At 71.0% G+C, this 13481-nt stretch carries 19 protein-coding genes; 9 read left to right on the forward strand and 10 right to left on the reverse strand.

Features of this window, described 5'->3' with window-relative positions:
- The first annotated feature begins 17 nt into the window (after positions 1-17).
- The 5 genes from DER29_RS21345 to DER29_RS21365 are packed head-to-tail and all read left to right on the forward strand — an operon-like array spanning position 18 to position 6311.
- Positions 18-1979, forward strand: a complete 1962-nt coding sequence (locus DER29_RS21345; protein WP_121399473.1) for a phage tail tape measure protein — start codon at positions 18-20, stop codon at positions 1977-1979.
- 8 nt (positions 1980-1987) lie between these two features.
- Positions 1988-4747, forward strand: coding sequence for a hypothetical protein (locus DER29_RS21350; RefSeq protein ID WP_121399474.1), 2760 nt, complete (start codon positions 1988-1990; stop codon positions 4745-4747).
- Between the two features lie 12 nt (positions 4748-4759).
- Positions 4760-5068 (forward strand): H-type lectin domain-containing protein, encoded by a 309-nt coding sequence (locus tag DER29_RS21355; protein ID WP_121399475.1) that lies wholly within the window; start codon positions 4760-4762, stop codon positions 5066-5068.
- Positions 5065-5931, forward strand: coding sequence for a peptidoglycan-binding protein (locus DER29_RS21360; protein ID WP_121399476.1), 867 nt, complete (start codon positions 5065-5067; stop codon positions 5929-5931). Before DER29_RS21355 ends, DER29_RS21360 begins: the two co-directional genes overlap by 4 nt.
- Positions 5932-5981: 50 nt before the next feature.
- A complete protein-coding gene (locus tag DER29_RS21365) occupies positions 5982-6311 on the forward strand; it encodes a hypothetical protein (protein WP_121399477.1) in 330 nt (109 codons plus the stop codon).
- Between the two features lie 127 nt (positions 6312-6438).
- Here the strand turns inward: DER29_RS21365 and DER29_RS21370 are convergent, their stop codons facing one another.
- Complete coding sequence (locus DER29_RS21370; RefSeq protein WP_121399478.1) at positions 6439-6732, reverse strand: hypothetical protein; 294 nt, start codon at positions 6730-6732, stop codon at positions 6439-6441.
- Positions 6733-6758: 26 nt separating this feature from the next.
- On the opposite strand from DER29_RS21370, the gene DER29_RS21375 reads away from it, so the two are divergent.
- Complete coding sequence (locus tag DER29_RS21375) at positions 6759-7067, forward strand: hypothetical protein (RefSeq protein ID WP_121399479.1); 309 nt, start codon at positions 6759-6761, stop codon at positions 7065-7067.
- Between the two features lie 134 nt (positions 7068-7201).
- On the opposite strand, the gene DER29_RS21380 is transcribed toward DER29_RS21375, so the two are convergent.
- Both DER29_RS21380 and DER29_RS21385 read right to left on the reverse strand, forming a co-directional pair.
- Positions 7202-7669 (reverse strand): PIN domain-containing protein, encoded by a 468-nt coding sequence (locus tag DER29_RS21380; protein ID WP_158619071.1) that lies wholly within the window; start codon positions 7667-7669, stop codon positions 7202-7204.
- Complete coding sequence (locus tag DER29_RS21385) at positions 7656-8483, reverse strand: hypothetical protein (protein ID WP_148710097.1); 828 nt, start codon at positions 8481-8483, stop codon at positions 7656-7658. The genes DER29_RS21380 and DER29_RS21385 overlap by 14 nt, the downstream gene beginning before the upstream one ends.
- Before the next feature lie 78 nt (positions 8484-8561).
- Between DER29_RS21385 and DER29_RS35980 the strand changes: the two genes are divergently transcribed.
- Entirely contained in the window at positions 8562-8687 is a 126-nt protein-coding gene (locus DER29_RS35980) for a hypothetical protein (protein WP_255421066.1), read from the forward strand.
- A 295-nt stretch (positions 8688-8982) separates the two neighbouring features.
- Here the strand turns inward: DER29_RS35980 and DER29_RS21390 are convergent, their stop codons facing one another.
- Positions 8983-9180 carry a hypothetical protein gene (locus DER29_RS21390; protein WP_121399482.1) on the reverse strand — a complete coding sequence of 66 codons (198 nt, stop codon included), beginning with the start codon at positions 9178-9180 and terminating at the stop codon, positions 8983-8985.
- A gap of 86 nt (positions 9181-9266) precedes the next feature.
- Here DER29_RS21390 and DER29_RS21395 point away from each other — a divergent pair, with 86 nt between their 5' ends.
- Positions 9267-9464 carry a hypothetical protein gene (locus DER29_RS21395; protein WP_121400096.1) on the forward strand — a complete coding sequence of 66 codons (198 nt, stop codon included), beginning with the start codon at positions 9267-9269 and terminating at the stop codon, positions 9462-9464.
- Between the two features lie 68 nt (positions 9465-9532).
- Here DER29_RS21395 and DER29_RS21400 read toward each other — a convergent pair whose 3' ends face one another.
- The 6 genes from DER29_RS21400 to DER29_RS21420 all read right to left on the reverse strand — a co-directional run bounded on the left by DER29_RS21400 (position 9533) and on the right by DER29_RS21420 (position 12913).
- Positions 9533-10045: a hypothetical protein gene (locus DER29_RS21400; RefSeq protein ID WP_121399483.1), complete on the reverse strand. Its 513-nt coding sequence runs from the start codon at positions 10043-10045 to the stop codon at positions 9533-9535.
- On the reverse strand, positions 10045-10638 hold the full coding sequence (locus DER29_RS21405; RefSeq protein ID WP_148710098.1) for a hypothetical protein: 594 nt from the start codon (positions 10636-10638) through the stop codon (positions 10045-10047). Before DER29_RS21405 ends, DER29_RS21400 begins: the two co-directional genes overlap by 1 nt.
- Positions 10638-10874: a hypothetical protein gene (locus DER29_RS21410; protein WP_121399485.1), complete on the reverse strand. Its 237-nt coding sequence runs from the start codon at positions 10872-10874 to the stop codon at positions 10638-10640. The genes DER29_RS21405 and DER29_RS21410 overlap by 1 nt, the downstream gene beginning before the upstream one ends.
- Complete coding sequence (locus DER29_RS21415; RefSeq protein ID WP_121399486.1) at positions 10874-11221, reverse strand: hypothetical protein; 348 nt, start codon at positions 11219-11221, stop codon at positions 10874-10876. Before DER29_RS21415 ends, DER29_RS21410 begins: the two co-directional genes overlap by 1 nt.
- A gap of 74 nt (positions 11222-11295) precedes the next feature.
- Positions 11296-11448 (reverse strand): hypothetical protein, encoded by a 153-nt coding sequence (locus DER29_RS34240; RefSeq protein ID WP_158619072.1) that lies wholly within the window; start codon positions 11446-11448, stop codon positions 11296-11298.
- A 1-nt stretch (position 11449) separates the two neighbouring features.
- On the reverse strand, positions 11450-12913 hold the full coding sequence (locus DER29_RS21420; protein WP_148710099.1) for a hypothetical protein: 1464 nt from the start codon (positions 12911-12913) through the stop codon (positions 11450-11452).
- 57 nt (positions 12914-12970) lie between these two features.
- Between DER29_RS21420 and DER29_RS35510 the strand changes: the two genes are divergently transcribed.
- Positions 12971-13267: a helix-turn-helix domain-containing protein gene (locus DER29_RS35510; protein ID WP_121399488.1), complete on the forward strand. Its 297-nt coding sequence runs from the start codon at positions 12971-12973 to the stop codon at positions 13265-13267.
- Positions 13268-13481 lie beyond the last annotated feature (214 nt).

Below are 13481 nucleotides of genomic sequence, written 5' to 3' on the forward strand. Positions count from 1 at the left end.
CCGGAGGGAGGGCCGTCGTGGCGCTCAAGCTCGGCGAACTGGTCACCTACCTGCGCGCGGATGACACCGCCCTCGACCGCACGCTGAAGGCCGCTCGGGGCAAGCTGGAGCAGGCCGGGCAGCGTGCCCGCGCGTACGGTCCGGCCGTCGGTGCCGCTCTCGCAGCTGGCATCGGCGCCGGCCTCCTCGGCGGCCTCCAGCTCGACGCGGCCCGCGCGAAGCTGGCCGCGCAGGTCGGCGACCCGGTCCTCGCCAAGCAGCTCGGCGAGGTCGCCGGCCGCGTCTACGGTCGCGGCTTCGGCGAGAGCGCGGCAGACGCCATGCTCGCCGCCCGGGCGGTGATGCAGTCCGGGCTCCTGCCGAAGGGCGCCGACGCGGCGATCATCGAGGACATCACCGTCAAGGCCCAGACGCTGGCGCAAGTCTTCGACCTGGACGTGACGCAGGCAGCCCGGGCCGCTGGGCAGATGGTCCGCAACGGCCTGGCGAAGAACGCCGAGGAGGCCCTGGACCTCATCACCCGCGGCTTCCAGGCCAGCGGCGACCAGGCCGGAGACCTGCTCGACTCGATGTCGGAGTACAGCACCCAGTTCCGCAAGCTCGGTCTGTCCGGGGCGGACGCGATGGGCCTGATGAATCAGGGTGTCCAGGCCGGCGCGCGGGACCTCGACACCGTGGCCGACGCGCTGAAGGAGTTCGCGATCCGGGCGGCGGACGGGTCGAAGAGCAGCGCCGAGGGCTTCAAGGCGATTGGCATGAACGCCGAGAAGATGACCGCGATCTTCGCCAAGGGTGGCCCGGCCGCCCGGGACGCTCTCGGCACCGTGCTGGAGCGGATCCAGGCGATGAAGGACCCCACCGAGCGGGAAGCCGCCGCCGTGGCCCTGTTCGGGACGAAGGCCGAAGACCTGCAGGGTGCTCTCGGCGCGCTCGACCTGGACACCGCCGCAGCCTCCCTCGGCAAGGTGGGCGGCGCCGCCGGTCGGGCCGGGGACGCCCTGGAGCAGACCGCCAGCCAGAAGCTGGAGGCCTTCAAGCGGCAGGCCCAGGCCGCCCTCGTGGAGAAGCTCGCCGCCGCCGTCCCGTACATCGAGGCCACCTTCGGGTGGCTGTCGAAGAACTCCGGCTGGGTGGGCCCGCTGGCGACCGGTCTCGGCGTGCTGGCCGGCGCGATCGCACTGATCGTCGGCGTGATGAAGGTCTGGGCCGTCGTGCAGACCGTCCTCAACCTCGCGCTCTGGACCTCGCCGATCACGTGGATCGTCGTGGGCGTACTCGCCCTGGTCGCCGGCATCATCTACCTCGCGACACAGACCCAGTTCTTCCAGACGATCTGGGACGCGGTCTGGACCGCCGGCAAGGCGGTCGTCGAATTCGTGATCAACTGGATCGTCGGCGGCTGGAAGTGGCTCATCGGCCTGCTGGTCGACGGGGCCAAGGCGTGGTGGGCCCTGTTCTCCGGCACCTGGACGAAGGTCGGCAACCTCGGCAAGGCCGTGTTCCAGTGGGTCATCGACAAGGCGATCGCCTTCAACCGGTTCATGACCGGGCTGCCGGGCCGGATGGCCGGCAAGCTGCGCTCGATGTTCACGCCACTGAAGGACGGCTTCCGCAACGCCCTGAACTGGATGATCCGCCGCTGGAACAACTTCAGCCTGACCATCGGCGGCGGCTCGATCATGGGCATCGGCATCCCCAGCGTCACGCTGTCCACGCCGAACATCCCGATGCTCGCCAAGGGCGGCCACATTCTCGGCTCCGGCATGGCCCTGGTCGGTGAGCGCGGCCCCGAGCTGGTGCACCTCGGCCGCGGGGCCACCGTGCAGCCGCTCGCGTCCGGATCGGCCATGGCCGGCCTGCTGCGGCTGCTGATCAGCGGCGAGTTCCGGATCCGGGGCGGGGACCTGGTGCTGGTGCTGCGCGAGCAGGTGGCCACCCGGGGCGGCGACGTGCAGCGCGTTATCGGCAGCAACACGTAGGGGGCGAAGTGGCGTACACCGACGGGGACAGCCTGCTGGTGCGCATCCGAATCGCGTTCGGCGCGTCCATCGCCGCCGACCCGGCCACCTGGACGTGGACGGACGTCACCGCCTGGTGGCACGTCAACGATGACGTCACGATCGGGTGGGGGCGCTCGTCGGGCGCCGAGCAGCCGGAGACGTCGACGCTCGGCCTGACCCTGAAGAACCACGACGGCCGCTTCACCGCCGGGCATCCCTTGTCGCCGTACTGGCCGCACGTGCGGAAGTGGACGCCCATCAGCTACGACATCAACCTGGGAGACGGGGGCGGTTGGCGCAACCGGTTCAGCGGCTACGTCCGGAAGTGGCCGCTGACCTTGCCGGGCGCATCGCCGCTGATGGCCTTGGCCAAGATCGAGGCCGTCGGGGTGCTGGGCCGGTTCGCCCGCGGCAACCCGCCCGAGCTGTCACCGCTGCGCCGCACCATCACCGCCACCCGACCGGTCGCCTACTGGCCCGGGGAGGACGGGCAGCTCGCCAGCCAGGCCGGGTCGGCAACGGCCGGCGGGTCGGCCCTGGCCGTCACCGGCACGGTGGAGTTCAAGCCGGTCGCCGACTACGTCAGCTTCACCGGCAACACCACGATCTACGGCACGACCGCCCTGGCGGACCTCAAGGCCGGCGGCAGCCTGTCCGCGCAGGTGCCCGCCGCCGCAACCGCCGCCACCGCCGGCGGGCCGTGGACCGTGCACGTCGCCGCTCTCGTGTCCGCGCCGACCCTGGCCGCCGACATGATCGTGTGCGAGTGGACCACGGCCGGCGGCACCTACACCCGGTGGCAGCTCCGGGTCACGACGACGTCCCGCACGCAGGTCGTGGCGTACACACCCGCTGGCGTGGCGACCACCCTCATCGACCTCGGCAACGCGTCGGGCGTGTATGCCAGCTACGCCGTGAGTGCCTCCGTGGTGGCCGGCACGGTCACGGTGACCATGTATCGCGGGGCGACGACAGCGGGGGCAACGTTCGGCGGCACCCTCGGCGGCGTCACGCTCGTGACCGTCAACCCGACGGCCACCACCTCGACCGGCGACATGCCGGCTGGGCACATCGCGGTGTGGCCCACCGCCACCGTGCCGATCCGCCGCGAGTCGTACCTCGACGCGTACGGCGTGCGGGTCACGGAGGCGCTGCGGTCGTGGCGCGACGAAGCCGCCGTCGACCGGATGGTCCGGGTCGCCGCTGAGGCCGGCGTCTCCCTGGCCACCACCCCGCCCCCGGCAGCGCACGTCGATCGGATGGGCCCCCAGAAGCCCGCCACCCTCACCACGCTCCTTGCCGAATGTGAGGCCGTCGACGGGGGACTCCTGCACGAGGCCGGGTTCGGGCTCGGGTACCTGACCCGCTCCGACCGATATAACCCGCCGGTCGCCTTGACCATCGACGCCGCCGCCGGCCAGCTCGGCACGCCGTTCGAACCAGTCGACGACGACCAGACGTTGCGCAACCGGTGGACCGTGGAGCGGGTCGACGGGTCCTCGGCGGTCGCGGCCGACGCCGAGTCCATCGACCTCCAGGGCGAGATCGAGGCCTCAGCCACCCTCAACCTGGCCACGGACGCGCCGGTACCGCACCACGCCGCGTGGCGGCTGCGGCTGACCACCGTGCAGGAGCCCCGCTACCCGGCCCTGAGCCTCAACGTGGCCGCCCACCGGGAGCTGGCGGCGGCATGGTGCGCTTGCCGGCCTGGGTCTCGGCTGCAGGTGGTGAACCCGCCGCCGCAGAACGTGCCGGGCGTCGTCGACCAGCTCATCTCCGGCGCGACGGAGACGTTCCGCGGTCGCCGGTCGTGGCAGGTCACCCTCAACGTGGTGCCGACGTCCCCGTGGATGATCGGCGAGGTTGGCGGCGAGCAGCGGGTGGCTGCCGACGGGTCCACGCTCGCCGCCGACCTGGCCGAGGGCGGCACGTCACTGCTGCTGTCGTCCACTGTGGCGAACGGCCCGTGGACCGAGAACCCAGCGGACATGCCGCTGGACATCAGGGTCGGCGGGGAGCGGGTCACCGCGACCAGCATCGAGAGGTCCCTCGTCGACACGTTCAGCCGCACTTCAATCAGCGGCTGGGGTGGGGTGTGGGGCGACATCACGTCCGGCTCGACATCCGCAGCCACCGTCAACGGGGCCGAGGGCTTGATCGCTGTGTCCGGGGTCAACGTCGAGCACCACATCGTGACCGACCTGGGGGCGCGTACGCAGGACGTGCGGGCGTGGATCAGGGTTCCCGTCACTCCGACCGGTGCGCCCATCAACGCCGGCCTGCTGCTGCGCTACGTCGACCCGCTCACCTACATCTGGGCGGACGCGCAGGTCGGAACCGACTCGTCGATCACGCTGCGGCTGATCAAGCGGCTATCCGGGGTGGTGACCGTACTCGGGTCCGTAGCGACCGGGCTGACGCACGCCACCACCGTGCCGCTCGCCATCCGCGCCGAGGTCAACGGCGGCCTGCTGCGCGCCCGCGTGTGGCCGAGCAACAGCCCCGACCCGGGCATCTGGCAGGCCACCGCCATCGATAGCGCCCTGCCGACCGGCACACGGGCCGGGATCGTGGCCCGCCTCATGACGGGCAACACCAACGGCACCGTCACGGTGCGAGTCGACAACGTGTCGGTGCAGCAGCCGCAGCTCGTCACCCTGTCGGCGCGCGGCGTCGGCGGGGTGCAGCGGGCGTGGCCGGCCGGCACCGAGGTGGACGTCTGGCAGCCCGCGATCGTGGCGCTGTAGGAGAGGAGACACGTGACGCACTGGAAATCGGGGATGCGGTTGACCCCGGCGCGGCTCGGGGAGCGGGAGTCCGGAGAAGTGCTGGTGTCGTTCACCGGCACCAGCAACACCAGCCACAGCGTGGTATTCGCGGAGCCGTTCTCGGCGCCGCCACGGGTGTGGGTCGAGATCACCTCCAACCTGGGGACCACCGCACAGTTCGAGGCCCGGCCCATCAACATCACCGCTACCGGGTTCCAACTGTGGATCAACGTCACAGACCTGGCGCGCACTGCGCAGACCTTCACCAACGTCCCTGTGCATTGGATGGCTGAGCTATGACGCGCGCACCGCAAAATCTGCTGGCGGTTCGCCGCCTGTTGCTCGACCACCTCAACATCGACCCGGACGCGGTCCGCGGTCAGGACCTCGAACCCGCCGAGGTTGGCATCGTCGGCGACCCCGCCCACCGGGGCGGCTACCACTGCGGATCCGACCGGGTCGTGACGCGGGACTACTCCGTCGTCGAGTCGCCCCGGGACTCCGCCGGCCTGACCCTCGACGCGGCGGCCCTCGACGTCGGCCTCTTCGAGGTCCGCGCCGGTGGCCGTACGCACAACCTGCGCACCTTCTCCACCTGGTGCGTCGCGCAGTGCGTCGCCGGCACCCCGGACAGCCGCGACATTCGGGAGATCATCTACTCCCCGGACGGCAAGGTCGTCCGACGGTGGGACCGCCTGCGCAAGCGGACCAGCGGCGACAGCTCGCACCTGTGGCACACCCACTTCAGCTTCTTCCGCGACTCGATCAAGGCGAACCGGGACCAGACGCCCCTGTTCCGCCGCTACCTGACCAGCATCGGCCTGACTGTCGCCGGCGGCGGGAGCGGCCTGACCACCCTGGGAGACGACATGATCGGACTCAAGTACGGCGACAGCGGGGAGCACGTCAAGGCCCTGCAGTACACCCTGGAGGCCGCCGGCTACGACGTGGGTGCCGTCGACGGCGGCTACGGCGCCAAGACCGCGGCCGCCGTTAAGGCCGCCTGCGGCGGGCCGGACGGCCGCTACTTCGGCGGCATCCACTACTCCCGCCTGCTGGTCAAGGTGGCGCAGGCACACGGCGGCCAGGAAACGCCCAACCCCGCCAGTGGCGTCACCATGCCGCAGGTGCTCGGCGAGCTGGCCCGCCGCCTGGCGCCGTGACGACCCCATCCGACGCCCGACCGCCGGGCGGCGACGCAGGAGGCAGCTTCTTGCTCTGGAGGGAAGTCGACCGCCTCGACAGACGCGTCGACGAGGTGGCCACGCGCGCCGAACGGCTGATCGCCGAAGCTCGAGCGGAGCTGGCCGCCGACGTCGACCGCATCAGCGGCCGGGTTGACCGCCTGGACGAGCACGGCTCACGCGGCGTGGAGGCCCTGCGGCTGGAGGTGGCGAGGCTGCGCGGCGACCTCAGCGCGCACGAGGAGATGCACACCCAGGCGGCGCGGGAGCAGCGGACGGCGCGACGCTGGACGATCGGCGTGGTGGCCGGCCTCATCGCTCCGCTGTATCCGTTCGTCATCGCTGCGGTCCTCCGGTGACCGAACAGCTGCGGTACCGAGGGGCCGGGCGGGACGTGGAGGGTTGGGGGCACACATCCCGCCCGGCGGTGGACAGCCGCGCACCTCGACCGTCCACTGTAAACAGGCGTCCAAGATCCGCTAGGCGTTACGTCGACAGGCGGGCACGAACCTCGGCCGCGTGTGCCTCGGCGAGACGCATGTCGGCGCCGGCCGCACGCAGCAACTCCACCGTCGGTCCGCTGATCCCGTGCGGGTCCGCGAGAGCCACGCCGGCCTGAATGCCGAGCAGCTCCGGGTCGGTGGTCACCGCATGCACGGCGGCGATCGCCTCATCGCGGGGCGCGTCTCGGTCAGAGCCGATGCCGTAGCGGCCGGCGACGCCCGATAGCTCGGCCAGCTTGATCCGCTGCCACGCCGGCAGCGACGGCACATGCACCATTCACCGACCGTACCGAGGAGGTACCCATGACCAGCAGACCCCGTCCCGTCCTCATCATCACGATGGCCCTCGCCGCACTGGCCGCCGTGACCGGCTTCGCCGGGCTCGCCGACCTGCTTCCGGCCACGGTGATCCTGTGGCTGCTGCTGGTCCAGGCGGTCGCGGTCGCCGTGTCGGGCGTCTACCTCCAGTCGGTGGTGACGCCGCTGTCCGACCCCCGCGCCAGCGACGGCACGCCGCTGCGCCGGCTCGCCATCGGCGGCCGCGTGCCGCCGGCGCCGGGCGTGAGCCGTGGCGACGACCAGGCGCCCCCGTACGGACACCACGGCCTGTAGGTCCTGTGACGCACGCGAGCGGCCCTTGCTCTCCCTGCGGGGAGGACAGGGGGCCGCTGCTGCGTGTCAGGTCCCACAAGCACTCCAGGCGATGCCCGTACACCCACGCCCCGGGACACAGAGCGCGTTGGCGCTCAGATCGTGCCGTCGAACAGGTCAGGACCGCCGTACTTGTAGGGCTTGTCCACCCAGACGCCGTCGACCTCTGTGCCGCACGGGAACCCGCCGTCGAACGTCATGAAGGCGTTCGCCTCGCCGATCACCGCCGAGGCGAGGTGGATAGCATCGGCCGGCTTCAGCCGATAGCGCCAAGACAAGTCGCGGGCCTTGAGCGCCACCGGCCGGTCGAACTCGACAAGCAACAACCGCGGGTTGTCGATCATCCGCCGGACGCGGTTCTCCCTGGCCATGTCGAAGTCAGCCGACCTCGGGGCACCGCGAACCTCAACCAGGATCAGAGGTGACGTCATGACGGTCACTTGGCCGGCGTCGGCGAGCCGCAAGAGATCCGCAACCGGCTCGTATCCCTCAGTCTGATTCAGGACGTAGAGGAAGGCGCAAGAGTCGAGGTAGACGGTCGAGGGGGTGTCAGGCCGACCCACGTAGGCCCTCCAGGTAGGTGACGGGGTCCAGGCCACCGGTCAGATCCGGGTACGCGCCGACCAGATCGGCCAGAGGCTGGGTGGCCTCTGGGAGGGGCTCGATGCTGGATGCACGCAGAAGCAGGATCTGTCCTGCGTCGTTACGACGGATCCGGCCGCGGACGTTGACGTTCTTGCCGAGAACCTCGCGCGCGGCGTCGACGAGTTCCTCTGTGGGCAGGTCAACCTGGATGCGACGGCCGCCGCGCTGGGCCCAAAGGCCCGCGTAGGGCTTCTTGTGGACGCTCATGCTGTCGATACGGCCGGTGACCGAGCCGATCGACTCCCGGCGGATCTGCAGTGCGCGGGTGAGGTTCACGGAGGACCGCCGGGTTACCAGGATGGTCTTCTTGGGTTGGCCGTCGACGAGCAGGGAGAGGCGCATTCCGCTCTGTTCGGTCACGCCGAGATGCCGGGTAAGCGCGCGAGCTTTCCTCGCGGCGGTGACGCTCCAACCGTCCGGGACGATCTCGGAGTCCTCGGCCTGAAGGAAGCCCTCGACTGTGCGAACAGGGACCTCGTCCATCGCGTGAAAGGAACCGCCAGGGCGAGGTTCCAGCGGCGCGAGGGCGGCCCGGACACTACCGAGGCCAAGGTCGGAGAAGGTCCATCGGCTGCGCGGAGGTGGGCGCCGCCGGCCGGCGGCGTCTTCGATCCGCTCGCCGGCCTCTAGTTCGGCGAGGAGATCGAGGAGGCCCTCCAGGCGCATCAGCGCAGTGCGCGCGTCAACGGCGGCGTGCCCGCTGTCGAGCGTCACTTGCAGTTCGGTCCCCACGATCGCAGCGTTGCATATTCGCACCAGCAATGCACGCCCGAGTGGGCGAACCGGCATTGTGGCGCCCAAAGGGCGAAATTGGCGATTGTGCTTAAGAATCTCTATTTCGTCCTAGCGGTGACGCCGCTGTCCGACCCCCGCGCCAGCGACGGCACGCCGCTGCGCCGCCTCGCGATCGGCGGGCTGGCGTCGCCGCCCCGGTAGGATCGACGGCTGCTGCCCGGCGGGTACCCCGGCCAGGACCGACCAACGTGCAACGGCCCCGCTCTCCCCTGATGGGAGGGCGGGGCCGTTTAGCGCTGTCCCCGGTTGTCGCTGAATCGGGTGACATCAGGGCGCGACCGCGACCCGGAAGGCGGACCAGCCGTTACGGGAAGCGACGGGCCCGCAGGCGTCCTTCATGCGGACGGTTGGGTGGCTTTCATCCTGCGGCCCGCCAACCCAGCGGCCCCGCTCACCCTGGTGGAGGGCGGGGCTGCTTCGTCGTGTCTGAGGCGGGTCAGGCCCGACGGGTGATCTGCCGGAGGCTGCGGGGGTGCCGGGCCTTGCGCGGGGTGTCGGCGCGGTGGTCGTTGACCGCGACCCGGATGTTGACCTTGGGGGATCGGTACCAGACGCCTCGGTCGAGGCCGTAGGTGAGGCGGTCGATGCGGATGCGCAGGGCTTCGTGGCGCTGCCGGGCAACAGTCTCGGTCATGCCAACGAGTGTGGCATCATTATGTGGCATACGTCAACTCGCGAGGCCACGCTGTGTGGCAACCTCATGTGTGGGAGCATCGCTGGGTGACCACACTCGAAGCCGCCGCCCAGACCTACCGCCAAGCCAAGGACGCGCTCGACAAGGCCCGACCGGAGCTGGCCGACGCCATCGTCGACGCGGCCCGCGCCGGCACCAAGCAGGCCGACATCGCCCGCATCTCCGGCTACACCCGTGAGCAGGTACGCCGCATCTGCCGCGCCGCCGGCCTCCAGGCCGAGTAGCCCTCCCCCGCACGCGACAGCGCCCCCGCTCGGCTCCGGCCGGCGGGGGCGCTGTCGTGCGTCTGGGGTCAGCTTGCTGCGGCGATCCGCTCGGCCCGGACGTCCCGAATCCGCCGCTTCGCAGTCGCCTCGGACACCTCGAACTCCTCCATTACGTGGCGCACGATCTCGGCGTACTGGTGGCCGCGGTCGAGCATCGTGCCGATCACGTCCTCGATCGTCGCCGGCTCCTCCTTGTCCTGGTCGCCGTCGAGGTCGAGGTCCAGCTCCTCGTCGACGGGCGCGGTCGGGGCGGTGGAGCGCACTCGCCGGCCGTCCGGCAGGGTGATCAGCCGCCCCCACCAGCCGCCGGTGTCACGGTCGGTGTCATCGGTGTCAGACACCGCGCTGACCTGCGCAGGGTCACTGACACCAGGGTCATCCTCCTCGGTGGGGGAGGGGGCCTCGTGCGTGCGCAGCCACCAGTCGTGAAGGGTGGCCCCCGTGATGTAGACGGCAAGGACGAGGCCGAGGGCGATGGGCCCGCCCCAGCCACGCGACGGCTCCTCGGCAGCAGCGAGCAGAGCGGTTGAGGTCAGCATCAGGCGTCTCCGAAGAGCAGACCGGGCAGGAACGCGACCAGCCCGGTGGCGATGTCGAGCAGCGAGCGGGTGATGTCGCCGATGAGACCACCGGGCAGGTCGGACATCATGCCGAGCAGGATTGCGACCAGCCACATCCGCCCGTTGAGCCGGTAGAGCGGCGACTGCGGCCAGGTGAGGGTGGCGAAGCGCCCCATCTTCTTGCTCAGCTTGACGGGCATCATGCAGCCGATGGTGTAGATCCACAGCAGGCCGACCAGGGCGCCGAGAACGAAGTTCACGGAGGCCCCGGCGATGTAGGCGCCGCCTGTGGAGTCGAGCAGTCTCTCGATAGCCCCGCCGAGGGCTTCGACGGTCGCCTTGTCGGCCGGTGACTCGTCGAAGCCCTCCTTGATCGCGGGCACGGCCATCAGGAAAGCCAGCCTGTCGCGCAGGCTGTTCGGACCGATGGACATGTAGTCGACGACGATGGCCAGCAGCAGCAGGATGGCCACCTCCGTCGGCGACATCGCGTGCTCCAGCAGGGCGGTGCCAGAGCCGGGATCCGGCATGGGGCTCGGGGTCGGCACGGCGGCCATGATCGCGTGCAGCATCACGCCCCCGACCAGTCGAGCAGCACTGTGCCGGTGCGCGCGTCGCACACCTCAAGGCGCGGGCTGTCCATCGGTTCGTTGGCGGCGAGGGCCTCGCGGGTCAGGGTTCCGAGCTGGCGATCGAGGACCCCGTCGAGGCCGGGGCTGTCGAGGTCCAGCGTGACCACGTAGTTGCGCTTGTGCAGCACCTCGTACTGCCCGTCGTAGATGCGCAGACGGTAGGTCAGGGCGGCCATCAGGCGCCCCTCTCCAGGTGCGTGAGGACGGGGAACAACGAGACGCCGAGGAGCACCATGGCGCCGGCGGCCACCCAGGCGGTGGTGGTGTGGTCGGTGAGGATGGCCGTCAGGGCGGCGACGAGCGAGGCCAGCACGCCGCCAGTGAGCGCCCAGGCGATGCCTGTCCACGGCACGGGCCGGGGCGCGGCCAGGACCACCGGCTGAACGCCGGCCTGGCGCAGCTCGCGGATCCGCTCGGCCAGCTCAGCCAGCGACCTGGCGGGCACCGTGACGATGCGACCGGCGAGCGCCCGCAACGGCGAGTCCTTGGGCACCTGCCCCCGGAGGAGGTGAGTCGTGGTCATGATGGTGGTTCCTTCCCTGTTGGAGGAGGTCCGGGGCGCGGCGCTGCTTTGGTCGGTGAGCCGCGCCCCGGGTGCTACTTCTGGTCGGGTCCGGGCCGGTTGATGGCCAGGACGGTCAGGCAGATCAGGAGCGCCACGGCAGAGGCCAACCGCGCGGGCCGGTCGTCGGAAGCGATGACGACCGGGGCGCTGATGGCGACTCCGAGCCAGGCGAGGTAGCGGCCCACGTCAGCTCTCCTTGGGGGTCTTGGTCCGCTCGGCGCGGACCAGGTTGATGGCGGTCTGGGCGTCGCCGGCACTGGTCCAGCTCATGCGGTCCATGACCGTCCGGCGCCCGGGGATGTCTCCCGGGTACGCCTCGCGGAGCGCCTGGACCATGGCCTCCACCCGGGGCGGCACCGGGCCACCGGCAGCCGGGCTGACGGGCCGAACCTGGTCCACGCGGACGGTGGTCCGCCGGGCCGTCGTGGTCCGGGCGGCGGGGACAGACCCGCTGGCCGGGGCCTGGTCCGCCGGGCTGGTCCGGGCGTGGACCTCGTCGCGCGGCCCGGCCTGGTCCGGGGTCTGGTCCACCTCGCTGGTCTGGTCTGGTCCGACCTGCTGGTCCACCGTGGTCCGCGGCTGGTCCAGGTCACCTTCCGGGGCCTGGTCCGCCGGGCTGGTCCGGAAGCGGTCCACCCAGTCGGCGGGGATCTGGTCCGGGATATGGGCCGCGATGTGCGCGGGCATCCGGATGCCCCCGATGGTCCGCATCTGGTCCACCTGGGCGCGCAGCTTCGTGGTCACCTGCCGCGCGTCCATCCGGATCTCGTCCAGCTCGGTCCGCAGCTCGTTGCTCACCGGCGCCATCGGACCGCGCTTGACGTCCTCGATGATGCGCCGCATCACCTCGGAGTCAGGCTGCACCGACGACACCACCACGTGTGCCACCGCGTACCGGCGCCGGGCGGCCTCGATCACGACCTCCTGGGCCTGCTCGGCGCGCCCGGTCAGGGCTCGCTGGCCGAGCCACGACCACGGCCAGCGGCCGTTGGCCCACCGCATCGCCCGGGCCATCCGGCGGATCTGCCACTCCTGGTGCTCGTCGCGGACGTCCTGGTCGGCGGGCGCGATGGCACCGATGGCGATCAGCAGCGCTCGGGGCGTCCACCGGAACCGGCTCGGAGCGCCGGACCGGCGTGTGACCCGCAGCAGGGCCAGGTACCAGAGGCAGGCGCCGAAGACGACGATCACGGCTCGGCCGATCATCGCTCCGAAGGTGGCGCCGGCGATGACCGCCAGGATGCCGCCGAGGACGGAGAACAGCCAGAAGAACGGGCCGGCCGGCCCGAACCCGACGTTGGGCTTCCCGTCCTTGTCCTTGCCTTTGCCGTGGTCGTAGATCATGCCGACGGTCACCCAGGTCGCCGCCTCCAGGAAGACCGCGAACGCGCCGGCTTCCCAGTCGGGGAGCTTGAAGACCTTGGTGCAGAACTCGTACGTGCCGGTGACGACGGCCCAGGTGACGCCGGCCTGAACGAGGGCCTGGCCGACGGCCAGCTTCAGGTTCGGGGCGGCGCCGCGTACGGAGCGGACGGCCTTCACCACGAGCCGGACGGTCAGGGCGACGGCGACTACGGCGATCAGCGCCGTAGCTGCGGCCCCGACGACGACCAGCCACGGGCTCCGCTCCCACCATTCGTCGATCTGCATGCCGGCCAGCATGGCACAGGATTGACAGATTCGGAAGTTCTGACAGACTCGGCTTCCATGAAGCTCGCTCACTCACCCAGCCCGGCTGTCGCCCACCGACGGCGCGATCTGCCAGACTTGGTCAACTCGGCAGGTCTGACAGGGGGTCCGGTGGTAGGCGACGGCACGTGGCTATCGATCGGCGAGGTGCTGGCCAGGCTCCGAGCGGCCGGGTTCAGCGAGAGTGAGTCGACGGTGCGCCGGATGATCGACGAGGGCGCGCTCGACTCCTACCGGACCGAACGGGGCGGGCACCGGCGGATCAAGGCCGAGTCCGTCGCTGAGCTGATTCGCCGCCGGACCGAGGGCGAGTAGTCCGGACACGACAGCGCCCCCACCCGTCCCGGGTGGGGGCGTTTTCACGCGTCCAGGGCCCGCCGCCGTGACGGCCGTCCCGCCGGCCACTGCCCGCCCTGCCGCCGCCGGCACTCTGGCTCCGGGCAGACGCACCGCCAGCCGAGCTCCTCGGACGGGATGCGGTCGCCGCCGCAGTCGTGGGACAGCGGAAGGATGGTCGGCGCGCAGCCCA

This window comes from Micromonospora sp. M71_S20 (assembly GCF_003664255.1).
Classification (GTDB): domain Bacteria; phylum Actinomycetota; class Actinomycetes; order Mycobacteriales; family Micromonosporaceae; genus Micromonospora.